General features: G+C 73.8%; 15 protein-coding genes. 10 read left to right on the top strand and 5 right to left on the bottom strand.

The annotated features are described in order from the left end of the window. The first annotated feature begins 78 nt into the window (after positions 1–78). On the top strand, positions 79–720 hold the full coding sequence (locus ACXNSR_RS16415) for a vitamin K epoxide reductase family protein (RefSeq protein WP_458642750.1): 642 nt from the start codon (positions 79–81) through the stop codon (positions 718–720). 121 nt (positions 721–841) lie between these two features. Here the strand turns inward: ACXNSR_RS16415 and ACXNSR_RS16410 are convergent, their stop codons facing one another. Then, positions 842–1,252, bottom strand: a complete 411-nt coding sequence (locus tag ACXNSR_RS16410) for a rodlin (RefSeq protein ID WP_327384842.1) — start codon at positions 1,250–1,252, stop codon at positions 842–844. Positions 1,253–1,524: 272 nt separating this feature from the next. Between ACXNSR_RS16410 and ACXNSR_RS16405 the strand changes: the two genes are divergently transcribed. Both ACXNSR_RS16405 and ACXNSR_RS16400 read left to right on the top strand, forming a co-directional pair. Further along, positions 1,525–1,998 (top strand): hypothetical protein, encoded by a 474-nt coding sequence (locus ACXNSR_RS16405; protein ID WP_458642749.1) that lies wholly within the window; start codon positions 1,525–1,527, stop codon positions 1,996–1,998. A 153-nt stretch (positions 1,999–2,151) separates the two neighbouring features. After that, the gene (locus ACXNSR_RS16400; RefSeq protein ID WP_458642748.1) at positions 2,152–2,391 is read left to right on the top strand and encodes a chaplin; all 240 of its coding nucleotides are present in this window, start codon (positions 2,152–2,154) and stop codon (positions 2,389–2,391) included. A gap of 84 nt (positions 2,392–2,475) precedes the next feature. Here ACXNSR_RS16400 and ACXNSR_RS16395 read toward each other — a convergent pair whose 3' ends face one another. The 4 genes from ACXNSR_RS16395 to ACXNSR_RS16380 all read right to left on the bottom strand — a co-directional run bounded on the left by ACXNSR_RS16395 (position 2,476) and on the right by ACXNSR_RS16380 (position 5,210). Next, positions 2,476–2,820, bottom strand: coding sequence for a hypothetical protein (locus tag ACXNSR_RS16395; protein WP_458642747.1), 345 nt, complete (start codon positions 2,818–2,820; stop codon positions 2,476–2,478). Positions 2,821–3,023: 203 nt separating this feature from the next. Beyond that, positions 3,024–4,193, bottom strand: coding sequence for a chaplin (locus ACXNSR_RS16390; protein WP_458642746.1), 1,170 nt, complete (start codon positions 4,191–4,193; stop codon positions 3,024–3,026). Positions 4,194–4,314: 121 nt separating this feature from the next. Beyond that, complete coding sequence (locus tag ACXNSR_RS16385; RefSeq protein WP_458642745.1) at positions 4,315–4,548, bottom strand: chaplin; 234 nt, start codon at positions 4,546–4,548, stop codon at positions 4,315–4,317. A gap of 251 nt (positions 4,549–4,799) precedes the next feature. After that, positions 4,800–5,210 carry a rodlin gene (locus ACXNSR_RS16380; protein ID WP_030011310.1) on the bottom strand — a complete coding sequence of 137 codons (411 nt, stop codon included), beginning with the start codon at positions 5,208–5,210 and terminating at the stop codon, positions 4,800–4,802. Between the two features lie 436 nt (positions 5,211–5,646). On the opposite strand from ACXNSR_RS16380, the gene ACXNSR_RS16375 reads away from it, so the two are divergent. From ACXNSR_RS16375 to ACXNSR_RS16345, 7 genes are all read left to right on the top strand, one after another. Beyond that, positions 5,647–6,738 (top strand): DUF3344 domain-containing protein, encoded by a 1,092-nt coding sequence (locus ACXNSR_RS16375; protein WP_458642744.1) that lies wholly within the window; start codon positions 5,647–5,649, stop codon positions 6,736–6,738. 19 nt (positions 6,739–6,757) lie between these two features. Then, on the top strand, positions 6,758–7,945 hold the full coding sequence (locus ACXNSR_RS16370) for a glycosyltransferase (protein WP_458642743.1): 1,188 nt from the start codon (positions 6,758–6,760) through the stop codon (positions 7,943–7,945). Then, positions 7,942–9,477: an exopolysaccharide biosynthesis polyprenyl glycosylphosphotransferase gene (locus tag ACXNSR_RS16365; RefSeq protein WP_458642742.1), complete on the top strand. Its 1,536-nt coding sequence runs from the start codon at positions 7,942–7,944 to the stop codon at positions 9,475–9,477. Before ACXNSR_RS16370 ends, ACXNSR_RS16365 begins: the two co-directional genes overlap by 4 nt. Beyond that, a complete protein-coding gene (locus ACXNSR_RS16360) occupies positions 9,477–10,847 on the top strand; it encodes an O-antigen ligase family protein (protein ID WP_458642741.1) in 1,371 nt (456 codons plus the stop codon). The genes ACXNSR_RS16365 and ACXNSR_RS16360 overlap by 1 nt, the downstream gene beginning before the upstream one ends. Positions 10,848–11,575: 728 nt before the next feature. Then, a complete protein-coding gene (murJ, locus tag ACXNSR_RS16355; RefSeq protein ID WP_458642740.1) occupies positions 11,576–13,210 on the top strand; it encodes a murein biosynthesis integral membrane protein MurJ in 1,635 nt (544 codons plus the stop codon). Next, on the top strand, positions 13,200–13,976 hold the full coding sequence (locus ACXNSR_RS16350) for a polysaccharide deacetylase family protein (protein WP_458642739.1): 777 nt from the start codon (positions 13,200–13,202) through the stop codon (positions 13,974–13,976). The genes murJ and ACXNSR_RS16350 overlap by 11 nt, the downstream gene beginning before the upstream one ends. Further along, a complete protein-coding gene (locus ACXNSR_RS16345) occupies positions 13,973–15,241 on the top strand; it encodes a glycosyltransferase (protein WP_458642738.1) in 1,269 nt (422 codons plus the stop codon). The genes ACXNSR_RS16350 and ACXNSR_RS16345 overlap by 4 nt, the downstream gene beginning before the upstream one ends. Positions 15,242–15,246: the final 5 nt, after the last annotated feature.

The raw sequence follows: 15,246 nt of genomic DNA, 5'->3' as shown, positions 1-15,246 counted from the left end.
CCACACCTTCAGGTCAACTTGCGTATGGATGCGTACGGTTGGGCCCGGTCTGCGCGGAAGCGCGGGACTATGGGGCACATGGCAACGAATACGGTGGGCCTCCCGCGTCAGCAGGTACGGCCCCGCAGTGGACACGAGGGCGAACAGAACGCCGCGCCGAGGGGGTTGGCCTGGCTGCTGGTCGCCACCGGGGCAGCCGGGCTGCTGGCCTCGTGGGTGATCACCCTCGACAAGTTCCTCCTGCTGGAGGACCCGGACTTCAAGCCCGCGTGCAGTCTCAACCCGGTCGTCTCCTGCGGCAGCGTGATGACGAGCGAGCAGGCGTCCGCCTTCGGCTTCCCCAATCCGATGCTGGGGCTCGTCGCGTACGCCGTCGTGGTCTGCGTCGGCGCGGGCGTGCTGGCGGGCGCCCGCTACCGCGGCTGGTTCTGGCTCGGACTGAACGCCGGCACGGTCTTCGGCGTCGGCTTCTGCAGCTGGCTGATGGTCCAGTCGCTCTACGAGATCAACGCGCTCTGCCTGTGGTGCTGCCTGGCCTGGGTCGCGACGCTGCTGATGTTCTGGGCGGTCACCGCGCACAACGTCCGTACGGGCACCCTGCCCGCCCCCGGTCCGCTGCGGGGCTTCTTCACCGAATTCGGCTGGGCCCCGCCCGCCCTGCACATCGGAGTGATCGGCATGCTGGTCCTCACCCGCTGGTGGGACTTCTGGACCGGCTGACCGCCGCGCGCGGAAGCGGAACACGAGGAGGGCCCCGGCGGCTGGACGCCGCCGGGGCCCTCCTCGTTCACTCCACAGGCTCAGCGGCCCGCGATCGCCCGAAGGGCGGAGGAGCTGGGGATCAGCTGCCGCTCGAGACGTTGCCCGAGAGGACCGGGATGTTGTCCAGGATGTGCGAGAGCGGCTCGTCGCCCTTGGCCTGGGTGGAGTTCTCGGTGCACTGCTGGTTCTGCGGGTTGGACAGGACGTTGATGTCCTGGACGCCGATGTTGAGCGCGGCGATCAGCGACTGGGCGTTGACCTTCGCCGGCAGGCCGATGCAGGGCTTGTTGAGCGTGCCCTGGACCAGGCTGAGCTGCGGGCTCATGTCGCCGTGGGTCTTCTGGTTGCCGTAGATCTGCTGGGCACCGTTGCCGTTGACGGTGTTGACCCCGTTGTCGTTGCCGATGGCCATGGCCGGGGCCGCGGCGGCAGCGCCCGCGCCGATCGCAACGGCGGAGACCGCGGCGGCGGTCATGAACTTCTTGAACATCTTGTTCCTTCTGTCGCACGAGTGCCCGCTGATGGAGCGCCCTGATCAACTGCCCGACCAGGGGGTTGGTTCCGCTGCTTCACTCAAACGGCCTGCGCGCGGCGACGTTTTCCCCGGCCCGGGTGAGTGGGCTCCGGACGCCTGCGCGAAGCCCGTACGCAGCCAGCATCGTCCGGGGCTCCGGTTGCGCTCCGTGCGAGCTGTTCGCACGGTGGGTGAGGAAGCGGACCGTTCGGGTCCGCTTTCGTGCCCCCACCGCGTAAGGAACCTCCATGCACCGCACGAAGCCGTCCCGCGCCCGACTCCTCGTCCCGTCGGCCCTCGCCGTCGTCATACTGTCCGGCGCGGCCGCCCCCGCGGGCGCCGCGGAGGGTGGCGGTTCAGCGGCCCTGAGCGGTCGGGTCGCCTCCGTCCAGCGCCAGGTCGAGAAGATCGAACAGCGCGCCAAGGCCGGTCCGGTCGACGATCTCCTGGCGGGCCTCACCAAGACGCTGCAGGACCTTCTCGCCTCCGTCGGGGGCCTGTTGCCCGACGGGGTGAAGCTGCCGCCGATCGAGCTGCCGAAGCTGCCGGAGATCAAGCTCCCCGACCTGTCGGGCCTCATTCCCGAGCTGCCCGCGGTGCCCGAGGTTCCGGCGCTGCCGGAGCTTCCCGTGACCCCGACGGTGCCCGAGGTCCCAGCCCTGCCGGAGCTTCCCGTGACGCCGACGGTGCCCGAAGTCCCGGCCCTGCCCGCCGTCCCGTAGGGGCGGTCGCGGAGCGAACCCGGCTGATGGTTACGACAATTGAGCCGAACAGGTCTCATTGTGCGCGTGACCGTGTCGTCCGGGGAGGCGGACCGTTTCGCTCGGTGTGAGCCCCGGTTCGGGGCAGAACATCGAACAGAAGGTGCACTTCCCATGAACTCTGCCAAGAAGGCCGCCCTGGTCCTGGCCACCGCTGGTCTCGCTGCGGCCGGTGCCGCCGGCTCCGCCGCCGCCGACTCGTCGGCCGAGGGCGCGGCCGTGGGTTCCCCCGGCGTCCTGTCCGGCAACCTGGCCCAGGTGCCGGTGCACGTTCCGGTCAACGTCTGCGGCAACACCGTGAACGTCGTCGGCCTGCTGAACCCGGCGTTCGGCAACGTCTGCGTCAACAACTGACGTCGGCCGAACATCCGACTGTGGGCGCCCCGGCCTCGCCGGTGGCGCCCACAGTCGTGTCGGCGGGTGTTCAGCCGGGACGGCTCACTGGCCGCCGTTGAGCTTCACGCCGCCGAGCATCGGGGACGCCTGGGTGGCGCCGTTCGCGAGGCCGAGCACGGTCCCGGGCACGTCGTTGCGGACCTTGTTGACCTTCTGGGCGGTACCCACGACCTTGTTGACGGTGTCGCCCTGCTCGGCCAGCCCGTTGCCCACCGTCTGCGGGAGCGACTCCGAGACGGGTGCGACCGAGTTCAGCGTCTCGGTCACCCCGCCGGTCAGGCTCATGGGGGGCATCGCGGCCGTGGCGTCGGCGGCGAAGGCGGTGGAGGAGGCGCCGAGCGCGGCGACGGAGCCGACGACGACAGCGGCGACCTTCGTGAGCTTCATTATCGAAATCCTCTTCTTTCGTGGACAGGGACGTCAGCGGCGACCGTCGCGCCACTTTCGCCCTGGGTAACGATTCCCCGCCGCTGCGGAAACGCGAACGTACACGCGGTTAAGGGGCGTGGGCACGACAGCGGCCGGAGAATCCGACGGGGGATTTTCCGGCCACTGTTTATTCCGATTACCGGTATTACCGGTATTGCCGGTCAGGAGAGGCGCGACCGCCGGTACAGAATGGCGCCGCCCAGGATCAGCGCGCTGGCGAGAGCCGCCGCGGCCGCGGGCTGACCCGCGCCGGTCGCGGCCAGGACGGGCCCGCTCACGTGCGCCGGAGCGGGGGCCGACGGCTGTACGGGCGCGGGCGCCGGGGCAGGGGCAGGAGCCGGCGGGGCCGTCACCGGGGGGAGGGCGACCGGGGTGTCACCACCGGGGGCGGCCGGCGGCTGGTCCGCGGGGGCCGCCGGAGCCGGAGCCGGGTATTCCACGGGCAGGCGGCCGTGCGGCGGTGCGGGCGCGGGCCCCTCCTCCATCACGGGAGCCGGTGCGGGGGCGGGGGCCGGCAGCGTGTGCGGAGCCTCCTCGACCGGTGCCGGGAAGGGCGCCGGGGCGGGGAGCGTGTGCGGGGCCTCCTCGGCCGGGGGCTGCGGCGCGGGGGGTGCCGGAGCCTCGGGCGGGGGCGCGGGCGCCTCCCGGACCGGTTCCGGGGTGGGCAGCGGGGCCGGGTGCTCCTCCACCGGTTCCGGCTTGGGGTGCGGCCGCTCGGGCGCGGGGGGAGCGTGGTGCGCCGGCGGGGGCGGGGGCGCGGACGACTCCGGGTGGTCGTCGCACTCCTCCTTGCCGCGCTGCTCGCCGGGGCCGCCGTAGCCGCCCTGGTGGCGCGGCTCCTCCTGGCGCGGCTTGGCGTGCCGCGGCCCGTCCTGCCGGGGCTGCTGCCGGGTCTGCTCCTGCTGGGTCCGCTCCTGCCGGGGCTGCTCGTACCCGCCCGCGTGGCGCGGCGCGTGGCGCTGCTCCGGCACCGCGTGCCCGCCCTCGCGCTCGTCGAGGTAGCGCTCGAAGGCCCGGGCGTTCTCGGGGCTGAGGTAGCGCCCGTAGTCGTGGCCGCCGTCCGTGTGCGAGCCGGTGTCGGTGACGCACGTGTTCCCCATCGCGGGGTTGAGCGCAGCACCGCCGTCCACGCTGTTGCCGCACACGTTCGGTGCGAAGGTGATCGGTACCGAGACGCTGTTGCCGGCCAGCACACCCGGCGAGTGCGAGGCCTCGGCGCTCGCTCCGTGGTGCGCGTAGGCCGCGCCGGTCGCGATCGACAGCAGACTCGACGCGGCTGCCGCCGTGAGCATCCCCTTGCCCAGTACCTGTCGGCTCAGTACCTGTCGCATGGGTCCTTCCCTGTCTACCGGCGCCACGGCCGGTGTGGAATCGGAGGCGGCCCCGGAGTGCACCGCCGTGCACTCCGGGGCCACACCGAGGAGGCTTGCCCTCACGGGCACAAGCGCTTCGTCAGGCGTTGACGCAGGTGTTGCCGAACGCCGGGTTCAGCAGCGCGATGATGTTCACGGTGTTGCCGCAGACGTTGACCGGGACGTGCACCGGCACCTGGAGCAGGTTGCCGGACAGGACGCCGGGGGAACCGATGGCCGCACCCTCGGCGGCCGCGTCGGCCATGGCGGGGGAGGCGGCACCGGCGAGCATGAGAGCGCCGGCGGCCAGCACCACTGCCTTCTTGTACGTCATTTTGATTTCTTTCCTTCCCGCAGGGGCGTGTCCACTGCAGAATTAACAACGAGCGGTCCGGGGAAAAGAAACCGCGTATTTTCGGCGGTCGGTCGATAATTCACGCCGGCGTCCGGTCCGATGTCCTGATCGAATTCCCGGTGCCGTTGGATTCATATCGACAATTCCGGGGCCGGGATCTTCCCGGCCCCATATGCGGCGAGGCCGCCGCGACCCGGTGGGTGCGACGGCCTCGCTGGCGCGGGCCTCGGTCAGCTGCCGTTCGAGACGTTGCCGGAGAGGACCGGGATGTTGTCCAGGATGTGCGACAGGGCCTCGTCGCCCTTGGCCTGGGTGGAGTTCTCGGTGCACTGCTGGTTCTGCGGGCTGGACAGGACGGGGATGTCCTGGACGCCGACGTTGATGAGGGCCAGCACGGACTGCACGTTGGCCTTCGCCGGGAGGGCGATGCAGGGCTTGTTGAAGGAGCCCTGGATCAGCGCCATCTGCGGGCTCATGTTGCCGTAGGTGGCCTGGTTGCCGTAGATCTGCGCGGCGCCGTTGCCCTGGACGGTGTTGACGCCGTTGTCGTTGCCGATCGCCATCGCCTGCGGGGCCATGGCGGCACCGATGCCCACGACCGAGGCGGCAACCGCGGCCGAGGCCATCATCTTCTTGATCATTGTCGTCCCTTTTTTGCAGGATTGCCCGGTAGTGGAGCACCCGGATCAACGGCGCGGCCCCGGCTCGGGTTGCGTGGCTTCACTCGGATGCGGGCGTTTCGGGCAACACGGTTGACGGTCGAACGCTGGTGAGGGGGGTGTCGGGCGAGGGGCGCGGCAGTGCGGCCGCGTTCGCCGTGCGGCCGCGGGCGTGCGCCGGGACGCCGACGGGCGTCCGCAGCGGGGTGCCGCTCGGGGCGCCGGAGCTCCCGCCGCTCGTCATCTCCCCATTTCCTTTCGGTTCGAACAATGGTGCACGTCATAACGACCCGCCCGTTGCGAGGGTGCGTGCTATCGCCCAAAAGGCCGTACGAGCGAGTCCGGCGTGATTTCCCGCCTGATTTCTGTCAAAGTTCACTCCTGTTTTGGCCCCCTGATCGAAAATGGAGACAGGGTCATGGGTTCCTCCCGCAGAATCCTCGGCACGCTCGGCCTGCTGTCCTGCCTCACCCTTTCCGGTCACGCCCAGATCGCGGGGGCGGCCGCTCCCGAACCCAAGGAGCTGCCCCGGGTCCCCTTCACCCAGCGTTACCAGGCGGTGCAGCACGGCGGGCTGGTGCGCGCCTCCAACTCCGGCATCAGCTGCCGAAGGGAGCAGTCCCCGCAGGCCGAGCCGTGCGCCGAGGTCAAGAAGGGCGCGGCGGGGGTCAACAGCGACTTCGAGATGTTCTACAGCGAGGTCGACAAGGACCCGGACACCTACAACTCCACCCGGGCCGAGCTCAAGGTCCCGCAGGGCGCGAAGGTCTCGTACGCCCGTCTCTACTGGGGCGGGAACCTGCGGGTGGGCGAGCAGAAGCCGCCGCGGGACAACGGCCGGGTGCTGGTCGCCGAGCCGGGCGGTGCGTACAAGGAGGTCCTCGCCGACACGGTGATGGGCCACCGCACGGACGCGGGCAGCGATGCCTACCAGGCCTCCGCCGACGTGACCCCGCTGGTCCGCAGGGGCGGCGCCGGCCTGTGGACGGTGGCCCAGCTCAACATCGCGATGGGGCACTCCGAGGTGGGCGCCTGGGGCGGCTGGACCCTGGTCGTCGCCTACGAGCACCCGCAGGAGCCGTTGCGCCGGATCTCGCTGTGGGACGGCTTCGAGTCGATCGCCGCCCGCGCCGGTGACGCGGCCGTCGACATCGAGGGCGTGGACGCCCCGGCCGGCTCCGCGGGCCGGGTCGGGGTGGTCGGGTACGACGGGGACCGGGGGACCCTCGGAGATTCACTCGGCGTGATGGCCGACGGCGGTCGCCGGGTGAGCCTCGGCGATGGGGAAAATCCTTTTAATGATGTTATGAATTCTACGATCACGGAATTCGGCAATCAGTCGTTCGTGCGACAGCCCGAACATATGAATAATCTCGGATATGACGCGGACGTGTTTGACCTGAGTCCCGCCCTGTCCGGTGGTGCCCGCAGTCTGAGCTTCAGGTTCACGGGCGAAAGTCAGGGTCATTTCCTCGGTGTGCTCTTCGTTCAGACAGACGCGCGCCGCTGAACGTAGGAGACCGCTCCACGTGCCCAGTCAACCTCGGGCGGTACAGCCCACGACCGTCCTCCACCTCGTACAACCCGTCGACGGCGGTGTGGCCAGGGTCGTCACCGACCTCGTCCGCGCACAGACCGCCGAAGGGCTGCGCACCGTCGTCGGGTGCCCGCCCGGCGGCACGCTCGGCGACGCCGCCCGGGAAGCCGGGGCCGAGGTGCTCACCTGGCGCGCCGGGCGAGCCCCCGGACCCCGACTGCCCGCCGAGATCGTCGGAGCCCGCCAGGTGCTCCACCGGGTACGGCCCGACCTCCTGCACGCCCACAGCGCCAAGGCCGGCCTGGCCGGCCGGCTCGCCGCGCGCGGGAGCCTGCCCACCGTCTTCCAGCCCCACGCCTGGTCCTTCGACGCGGTCGGCGGGGCCACCGGCGCGCTCGCGCTGCGCTGGGAGCGGTACGGGGCCCGCTGGGCCGACCGGGTGCTCTGCGTCAGCGACGCCGAACGCCGCGCGGGCGAGACCGAGGGGATCACCGCCCGCTGGTCGGTGATCCGAAACGGCGTGGACCTGGACCACTTCCGCCCCGGCGGACCGGACCCCGACCGGGACAGGGCCCGGGCCCGCGCCGAACTGCCGCTGCCCGGGGGCTTTCCGGCCGAGGGGCCGCTCGCCGTGTGCGTGGGCCGCATCTGCCCCCAGAAGGGGCAGGACATCCTGCTGCGGGCCTGGCCGGAGCTGCTCGCCACCGTCCCCGGGGCCCGCCTCGCCCTCGTCGGGGACGGCCCCGACACCGAACGGCTGCGCCGCACCGCCCCACCAGCGGTCCACTTCGCGGGTGCCGCCGCCGACATCCGACCGTGGCTTCGGGCCGCCGATCTCGTTGTACTGCCGTCGCGGTGGGAAGGCATGGCGCTCGCCCCGCTCGAAGCCATGGCCTGCGGTCGCCCGGTCCTGGTCTCCGACGTCAGCGGTGCCAGGGAGAGCCTGCCGCCGGGCCAGGGACGCCTGTGCCTGGTCCCGCCGGAGGATCCGACGGCCCTGGCCGAGGCCCTGGGACGGCTGCTCACCCAGCCGCGGCTGCTCGCCGAACTCGGGGAGCAGGCCCGGCAGCACGCCCGGACCGACTTCGACGTGCGGCGGACCACGGACGCGGTCACCGGTCTGTACCACGAACTGCTGGGCAGGCCCCGGCCCTTGAACCAGGAGCGCATCAGCCGATGACGATGGACAGCGCACCCGCCCGGCACACCGGGCAGGGCGGCACGGGGCCCGCCGGCGGAGGCGCCTTCGCGCCCGCGCACCCCGCTGCGGCCCGCCGTTCGGCGACCGCCATCCACCCCCCGCGCGGGCGCGGGCCCCGGGCCGACCCGGCCCGCTCCGCCCTGCGCCCCCGCCGCGCCCGCCGCGTCGGCCGCGTCCTCCCGCTGCTCACCGCCGACGCGCTGGCCGCCGTACTCACCGCGGCGACCCTGCCCGCGGCGGCGCCGCCCGTCCTGTCCGCGGCCCCCCTCCTGCTCGCCGCGCTGCACGCGCAGGCCGGGCTCTACCGGCCGCGGCTCGCCCCGTCCGCACTCCTCGAACTGCCCGTGCTGGCCGGACGCTCCGCCGTCCTGTGGTGCTCGGTCGCCGCCGTCACGGCCGCCGCCGACCCGGCCCGCGCCATGGGCTGGAGCGCGCTGCTCACCGCCGTCTGCCTGCAAGTCGTACTGGCGTGCGCGGGCCGCGGTCTCGTCAACGGGCTCCGGCGCCGCTCGGCCGTACGCCGACCCGTCTCCGCCCTCGTCGTCGGACCCGGCGCCGGGGCGAGCGCGGTGGCCGCCGCCCTGCACGGCCGCCCCGAATTCGGGCTGCGCCCGGTCGGGCTCGCGGATCCCGTCGGGGGCTACGCGTCCGCCGACGGCGACGGCGGCGCCCTGCCGCTGCTCGCCACCCACGAGGACATCCGGCGCGCGGTCATCCAGAACTCCGTCGGGCACGCGGTGTTCACCCGCCCCCCGGAGGCCGACGAGCGCACCGCCTCCCTGGTCCGCCTCTTCCACGACCACGGCTGCCGGCTGTGGCTCGCCGACCCGGCCGGCACCGCCAAGATCACCGGGATGCGGGTGGCGCACCCCACCGACCAGTTGTGGGGGTACGCCGTGCAGCCACTGCTGCCGCGTCCGGCAAGGCCGTTGGAGCGCTGGGCCAAGCGGGCCATCGACACCGTGCTCGCGCTGGTCGCGCTGGTCGCCGCCGCGCCCGTGATGGGGGCGTGCGCGCTGGCCGTACGGGTCTGGGACGGGCCGGGGGTGATCTTCCGGCAGGAGCGGGTCGGCCTGTACGGGCGCCCCTTCACCCTCCTGAAGTTCCGTACCCTGCGCGCCGACGCGCACGAGGCCGCCACCCGCTGGACGGTGGCGGGCGACCGCGGGATGAGCCCGGTCGGGTCCTTCCTGCGCAAGTCCTCGCTGGACGAGCTGCCTCAGCTGTGGAACGTCGTACGCGGTGACATGGCCCTGGTCGGTCCCCGCCCCGAACGGCCCTACTTCGTCGCCAAGTTCTCCACCGTCCACCCCGGCTACGAGGCCCGGCACCGGATGCCCGTCGGCATCACCGGCCTCGCCCAGATCAACGGCCTGCGCGGCGACACCTCGATCGAGGACCGGGCCCGCTTCGACAACCACTACATCGACACCTGGTCGCTGTGGCAGGACCTGTGGATCCTCGCCCGCACCGCGGCCTCCTTCTTCCGCTTCCGGCTGGGGGGCAGCTGATGAGTCTCGCCCTGCCGGGCCGGCCGGTCCTGCCGGACGTGCCGGGTCTGCTGCGCCGGCACTGGCCGCTGCTGCCGCTCGGCGCGACCGTGCTGTTCCTGCTCGCCCCGCTCCCGGCGGGGGACGCCACCGCCTCCGGGAAGGTCGGCCCGGCCGACGCCGCCTCGCTGCTGCTGGTCCTCGTCTGCGCGGTGCAGGCGCTGCGCGGCCGGGTGCGGACGCTGAGCCCGCTGGGCGTGCTCGTCCTCGGGGCGCCCGCCGTCGGCCTCGCGATCGCCACGATGACCGCGGGCGATCCGTACGCCGCCCTGCCCGGCTTCGTGCGCTACCTGCAGGTCTTCGTGCTGGTCCCGGCGGCCGTGGTGCTGCTGGTGCGCGACGCGGCGGAGTTCCGGCTGGCCGCCGGGTGCTTCGTGGTCCTGGCACTGGTGCAGGGCGCGGTGGGGGTCGTGCAGTACGCCACCCACACCGGTGCCTCGTACCAGGGCGAGGACGTCCGGGCCGTCGGCACCTTCGGCCCCGGTGACGTCATGGGCATGGCCACCGTCGTGGCGTACGGGCTGATCGTGGCGACCGCCGCCGCCCTCGCGCCGGGGCTGCCGCGACGGCTGCGGCGGATCGCGGGCGGCTGCGCGCTGGCGCTGGTGCTCCCGCTGGTGCTGTCCTTCAGCCGGGGCGCGTGGATCGCCACCGTCGGCGCGGCGGTGCTGGTGATGGCACTGGCCGGGATCCGGCGGGCCCTGAAGGTGGTCGCCGCACTCGCCGCCGCCGGGGTGGTCCTGGTCGGCGGCTTCGGGGTCGGCTCGGAGATGGTCGCCGAACGGCTGACCTCCATCACCCAGGTCTCCAGCGCCCCCGACCAGTCGGTGACCGACCGTTACACGATGTGGGCCGCCGCCGAGTCGATGTGGCGCGACCGGCCGGCGGTGGGGGTGGGGCTCAAGGGATTCCCGGCCAACCGGGACGGGCACGCCTCGCTGGGCCTGTCCTCCGGCAGCGACACCGCGGGCGCCGGCCAGGCGTACGTGCGCCAGCCGCTGCTCTCCCCGCACAACATGTACCTGCTGATCCTGAGCGAGCAGGGCCTGATCGGGCTCGTCGCGCTCGTGGGCGGCTGGGCGGCCCTGCTGGTCGCGGGGCTGCGCCGGCTCGCCTCCGGCGGGGGTGCGGGTGCGGGGGTCCGGGACTGCGGGCTGATCGCGATCGGGCTGTTCGTGTGGCAGCTGACCGACTTCCTCTACGCGGACATCGGCGGGCCGTCCACGGTGCTGACCGGAGTGGTCGTCGGCCTGGCGGCCTGGTGGGCGCTGCCCTCTCCGGGACCGGCGGATTCACGGGGTAGGGCCCCCGGGGTTGCGGCTCGCCCGTGACGGACACCACGCCCTGGCGGCCCGCCTCCGACTCCCCGGCCGGGGAGCCGGAGGCGGGCCCGTCGCGTGTCCCCGCGCGGAACGCGCCCCTGCCCGGGCGGTCCGCCGCGGCGACCGATCCGGTCGGCCCGGCGGATCCCGGGTACCCGAGGAGCAGGCCGGCGCCCGGGCGGCCCACCGCGGGGAAGGCCCCGGCCGTGCCGGTCCCGGCGGCCCCCGGGTCCGTCGCCGGAGGGCTCCCGGTCGGCAACCCGGCCGCGCGCAGGCCCGGGTTCGGCTCGGCCGGACACCCGGGCGGCTTCGGCGAAGCCTCCGAGCCCACGGCGAGCCAGCCCCGCCGCGCGGTCGTGCTCTCCACCACCCCCGGCGCGAGCGGTCCGGCCGGGAGCGGCCGCCTGCGCCGGGCCCGCCGGACCGGCGCCCGCTCCGCCACCCCCGGCGGGAGCCAGACGGCGAGCAGCGGCGCGCCCCCGGGCGGGAGTCAGATGCCCGAGGCTGCCGCTTCCGGTGGGAGCCGGGCGGAGGGCGAGTCCTTCGTTCCGCCCGTCCCTGGCGGGAAGGGGCGGCCGCGCCGGGCCCGACGTGGGGGCGGGCGCTTCGGTACTCCCGGCGGGAGCCAAGTGCCCGGGTCCGCCGCTGTCGGCGGGAGCCAAGCCACCGGCGAGTCCTTCGCTCCTGCCGCACCCAGCGGCAGCGGGCCCGGCGGGAGGGTCCGACGCGGGGGCCGGGTGCCCGAGGCTGCCGGCGGTGGGGGACAGCCGCTCGGGCGGTTCCTGGCCAAGGCCGCCGCCGTCACCGCCGGACTCACCGCCGCCGGGGCGGTGTTCGGGCTGGTGCGCGACCAGACCATCGCGCACCTCTTCGGGGCCGGGCACGACAGCGACGCCTTCCTGATCGCCTGGACCGTGCCCGAGATGGCCTCGACGCTGCTGATCGAGGACGCCATGGCGCTGCTGATGGTGCCCGCCTTCAGCCACGCCCTGGCCCGGCGGGCCGCCGGACGGGCCGGGCTCACCCGCAGGGAGGCCCGCGCGCAGGACCCCGTACGGCTCCTGGTGGGGGCGACGCTGCCGCGGCTCGTCGTGCTCCTGGCCACCGTCGCCGCCCTGCTCATCGTGGCCGCGCCCGCCGTGGTCGCCGTACTCGCCCCCGGCCTGCCCGACCCCGCCCTGGCCGTCGAGTGCACCCGGCTCACCGCACTGACCGTGCTCTCCTTCGGCATCGCCGGATACTTCAGCGCCGCACTGCGCGCGCACCGGTCCTTCCTGCCGCCCGCCGCGATCTACGTCTCGTACAACATCGGCATCATCGGCACGATGGTGGCCCTGCACACCCTGTGGGGCGTCCGGGCCGCCGCCGCGGGCGTGGCGGTCGGCGGGTTCCTGATGGCACTCGTCCAACTGCCCGCCTTCGTCCGGAACGTGGGCTTCGGCCGGCCGCGCGCGAAGAAGGCCGCCCCGCGCAGCCGGCCCGACCGGGGCCGGGACCGCCCCACCCTCATCGCCTTCGGGGTCATCGCCCCCGTGATCTTCTTCGCGGTCTTCCGGCAGTCGCAGGTGCTCGTCGAGAGGTTCCTGGCCGCCTCACTGCCGCCGGGGGCGATCTCCCACCTCAACTACGCGCAGAAGGTCGCGCAGATGCCGATGGTGCTCTCGCTGATGATCTGCACCGTCACCTTCCCCGTCGTCGCCCAGGCCATGGCCGCGGGAGAGCGGGAGAAGGCCCGGCGGCGGGTGGAGCAGGACCTCGCGCTGGCCTCGCTCGCCGTCCTGATGGGCACCGCACTCGTCATCGGCTACGCGCCCCAGATCATCCAGGTCCTCTTCGAACGCGGCGCCTTCACCCACGAGGACACCCTCGCCACCGCCTCCGTCATGCGGGTCTACGGACTCGGACTCCTCGGCCACTGCCTCGTCGGCGCACTGTCCCGGCCCTTCTTCTCGACCGCCCGGCCCACCTGGTTCCCGGCGTTCGCGATGGGTGCCGGACTGCTCGTCAACATCGTGGCCGGAGCCTTCGCCGTCGGCTGGTGGGGCACCTACGGCATCGCCGCCGCCAACGCCGCCGGCATCTCCACCACCGCCGTCCTGCTGCTCACCGGCCTCGGCTCCCGGATCATCGCCATCCAGGTCCGCCGGGTCGCCGCCAGCATCGCCAAGCTCGGCGTCGCCGCCGTCGCCGCGGCCGCCACCGGCTGGATCGCCGGCCCGAAGATCCCCGACCCGATGCTCAGCGCAGCCCTCGGCTGCCTGCTGGTCCCGGCCATGTTCGGAGCCACCGGCATGGCCATGCACGCCCTCGAAGTCACCGCCCTGCCCGGTCAGATCTCCCAGCTCACGCAGAGGTTCCGCAATGTCCGCTGACACCGACACGGCCCCCGCCGGCGTGGTGGTCCCCACCCGCCGGACCGCTTCGCCGTGGGTCCTGATGTACCACTCGGTCGCCGAATTCACCGACCCCGCGGAGGACCCGTACGGGATCACCGTCACCCCGCTCGCCCTGGAGGCCCAGCTGCTGTGGCTGCGCTCCCGCGGCCTGCGCGGGGTGTCCGTGGGCGAACTGCTGCGGGCCCGCGCGGCCGGCCGCGGTGCCGGCCTGGTCGGGCTGACCTTCGACGACGGATACACCGACTTCCTCACCCACGCGCTCCCGCTGCTCAGCCGCTACGACTTCACCTCCACCCTCTTCGTGCTGCCCGGGCGGCTCGGCGTGGACAACGTGTGGGACCCGCTCGGCCCGCGCAAGTCCCTGCTGACCGCCGAGGGCATCCGCGAAGCCGCCGACGCCGGACAGGAGATCGGCTCGCACGGACTGCTCCACCAGGACCTCCCCGCGACCGCCGACGCCGTGCTCCAGCAGGAACTGCGGGGCAGCCGCGACCTGCTGCGCGAGCTGACCGGGACCCTGCCCGAAGGGTTCTGCTACCCGTACGGGCACCTCGACGCCCGGGTCGTCGCCGCCACCCGGGCCGCCGGCTACGGCTACGCCTGCGCCATCGACCCCGGACGGCTCGCCGGCCCGCACGCGCTGCCGCGTACGCACGTCAGCCAGGCCGACGGCGGCGCCCGGCTGCGGATCAAGCAGTTCCGCCACCAGATGCGCGAGCTGCGGCGCGGGGTGCAGCGATGACGACGATGCAGTCGGTCAAGGCACTGCACATCATCACCGGGCTCGGTGTCGGCGGCGCCGAACAGCAACTGCGCCTGTTGCTGCGCCACATGCCGATGCAGTGCGACGTGCTGACCCTGACCAACCCCGGGCCGGTGGCCGAGGGGCTGCGCGCCGACGGGGTCCGGGTCGTCCACCTGGGCATGCGCGGCAACCGGGACCTGGGGGCGCTGCCCCGGCTGGTGCGGTTCATCCGGCGCGGCCGGTACGACCTCGTGCACACGCATCTGTACCGGGCCTGCGTCTACGGGCGCCTCGCGGCCCGGCTCGCGGGCACCTCGGCGACCGTGGCCACCGAACACTCCCTCGGCGAGGGCGAGATCGAGGGGCGGCCGCTCTCGGGCGGCGTCCGCACGCTGTACCTGGCCAGTGAACGCCTGGGCGCGGCCACCGTCGCCGTCTCCGACACCGTGGCCGCCCGGCTGGAGGGGTGGGGGGTACCGGCCGCGCGGGTGCACGTCGTACCGAACGGGATCGAGGCCGTCCGCTTCCGCTTCGACGAGGGCGTCCGGCGGGCCACCCGGGCCCGCACCGGGCTGTCCGAGCGGGCCTTCGTGGTCGGCGGGGTCGGCCGGCTGGTCCCCGGCAAGCGGTTCGACGTCCTGGTGCGAGCCGTGGCCGCGCTGCCGGGGGCGCATCTGCTGCTGGCCGGGGACGGGCCGGAGCGGGCGGGACTGCGCCGGCTGGCCGCCGAGCTCGGCGCGCAGAGCCGGATCCACCTGCTGGGGGAGCGGGATCCGCTGGGTGACAGCGCGGACGGCCGCACCCCGGGCATTCCGGCGCTGCTGGCCGCGATGGACGTCTTCGTCTCCCCGTCGCGGGAGGAGGCCTTCGGGCTCGCCGTCGTGGAGGCGCTGGCCGCCGGGCTCCCCGTCCTGCACGTGACCTGCCCGGCCATCGACGACCTGCCCGCCGCGCAGGCCCCCGGGGCCCGGCGCATCGGGACCGGCACGGAGGAACTGGTCGCGGCGCTGCGCGGACACATGGAGGCGGGTGCGCGCCGGCTGCCCCCGCCGCCGGTGGTCCGCCGCTACGACATCGCCCGCAGCGCGCGGCAGCTGCTGGACGTGTACGAACTCGCCCTCTCGGCCGCACCGGGCGCCGCGGGGACGGCCCGGGGCCGCGCCGCCGCCGGCCCGGCGCCCGGTGCCGGCGGCGCGGCCGTCGTCGGCGCGCCGCGCGAGCCGGCCGGGCCCGGACCGGCGGAGCCGACCGGCACCGGCTGATCCCT

Source organism: Streptomyces sp. NC-S4 (assembly GCF_054353315.1).
This window is presented reverse-complemented; position numbering and strand designations above follow the sequence as displayed.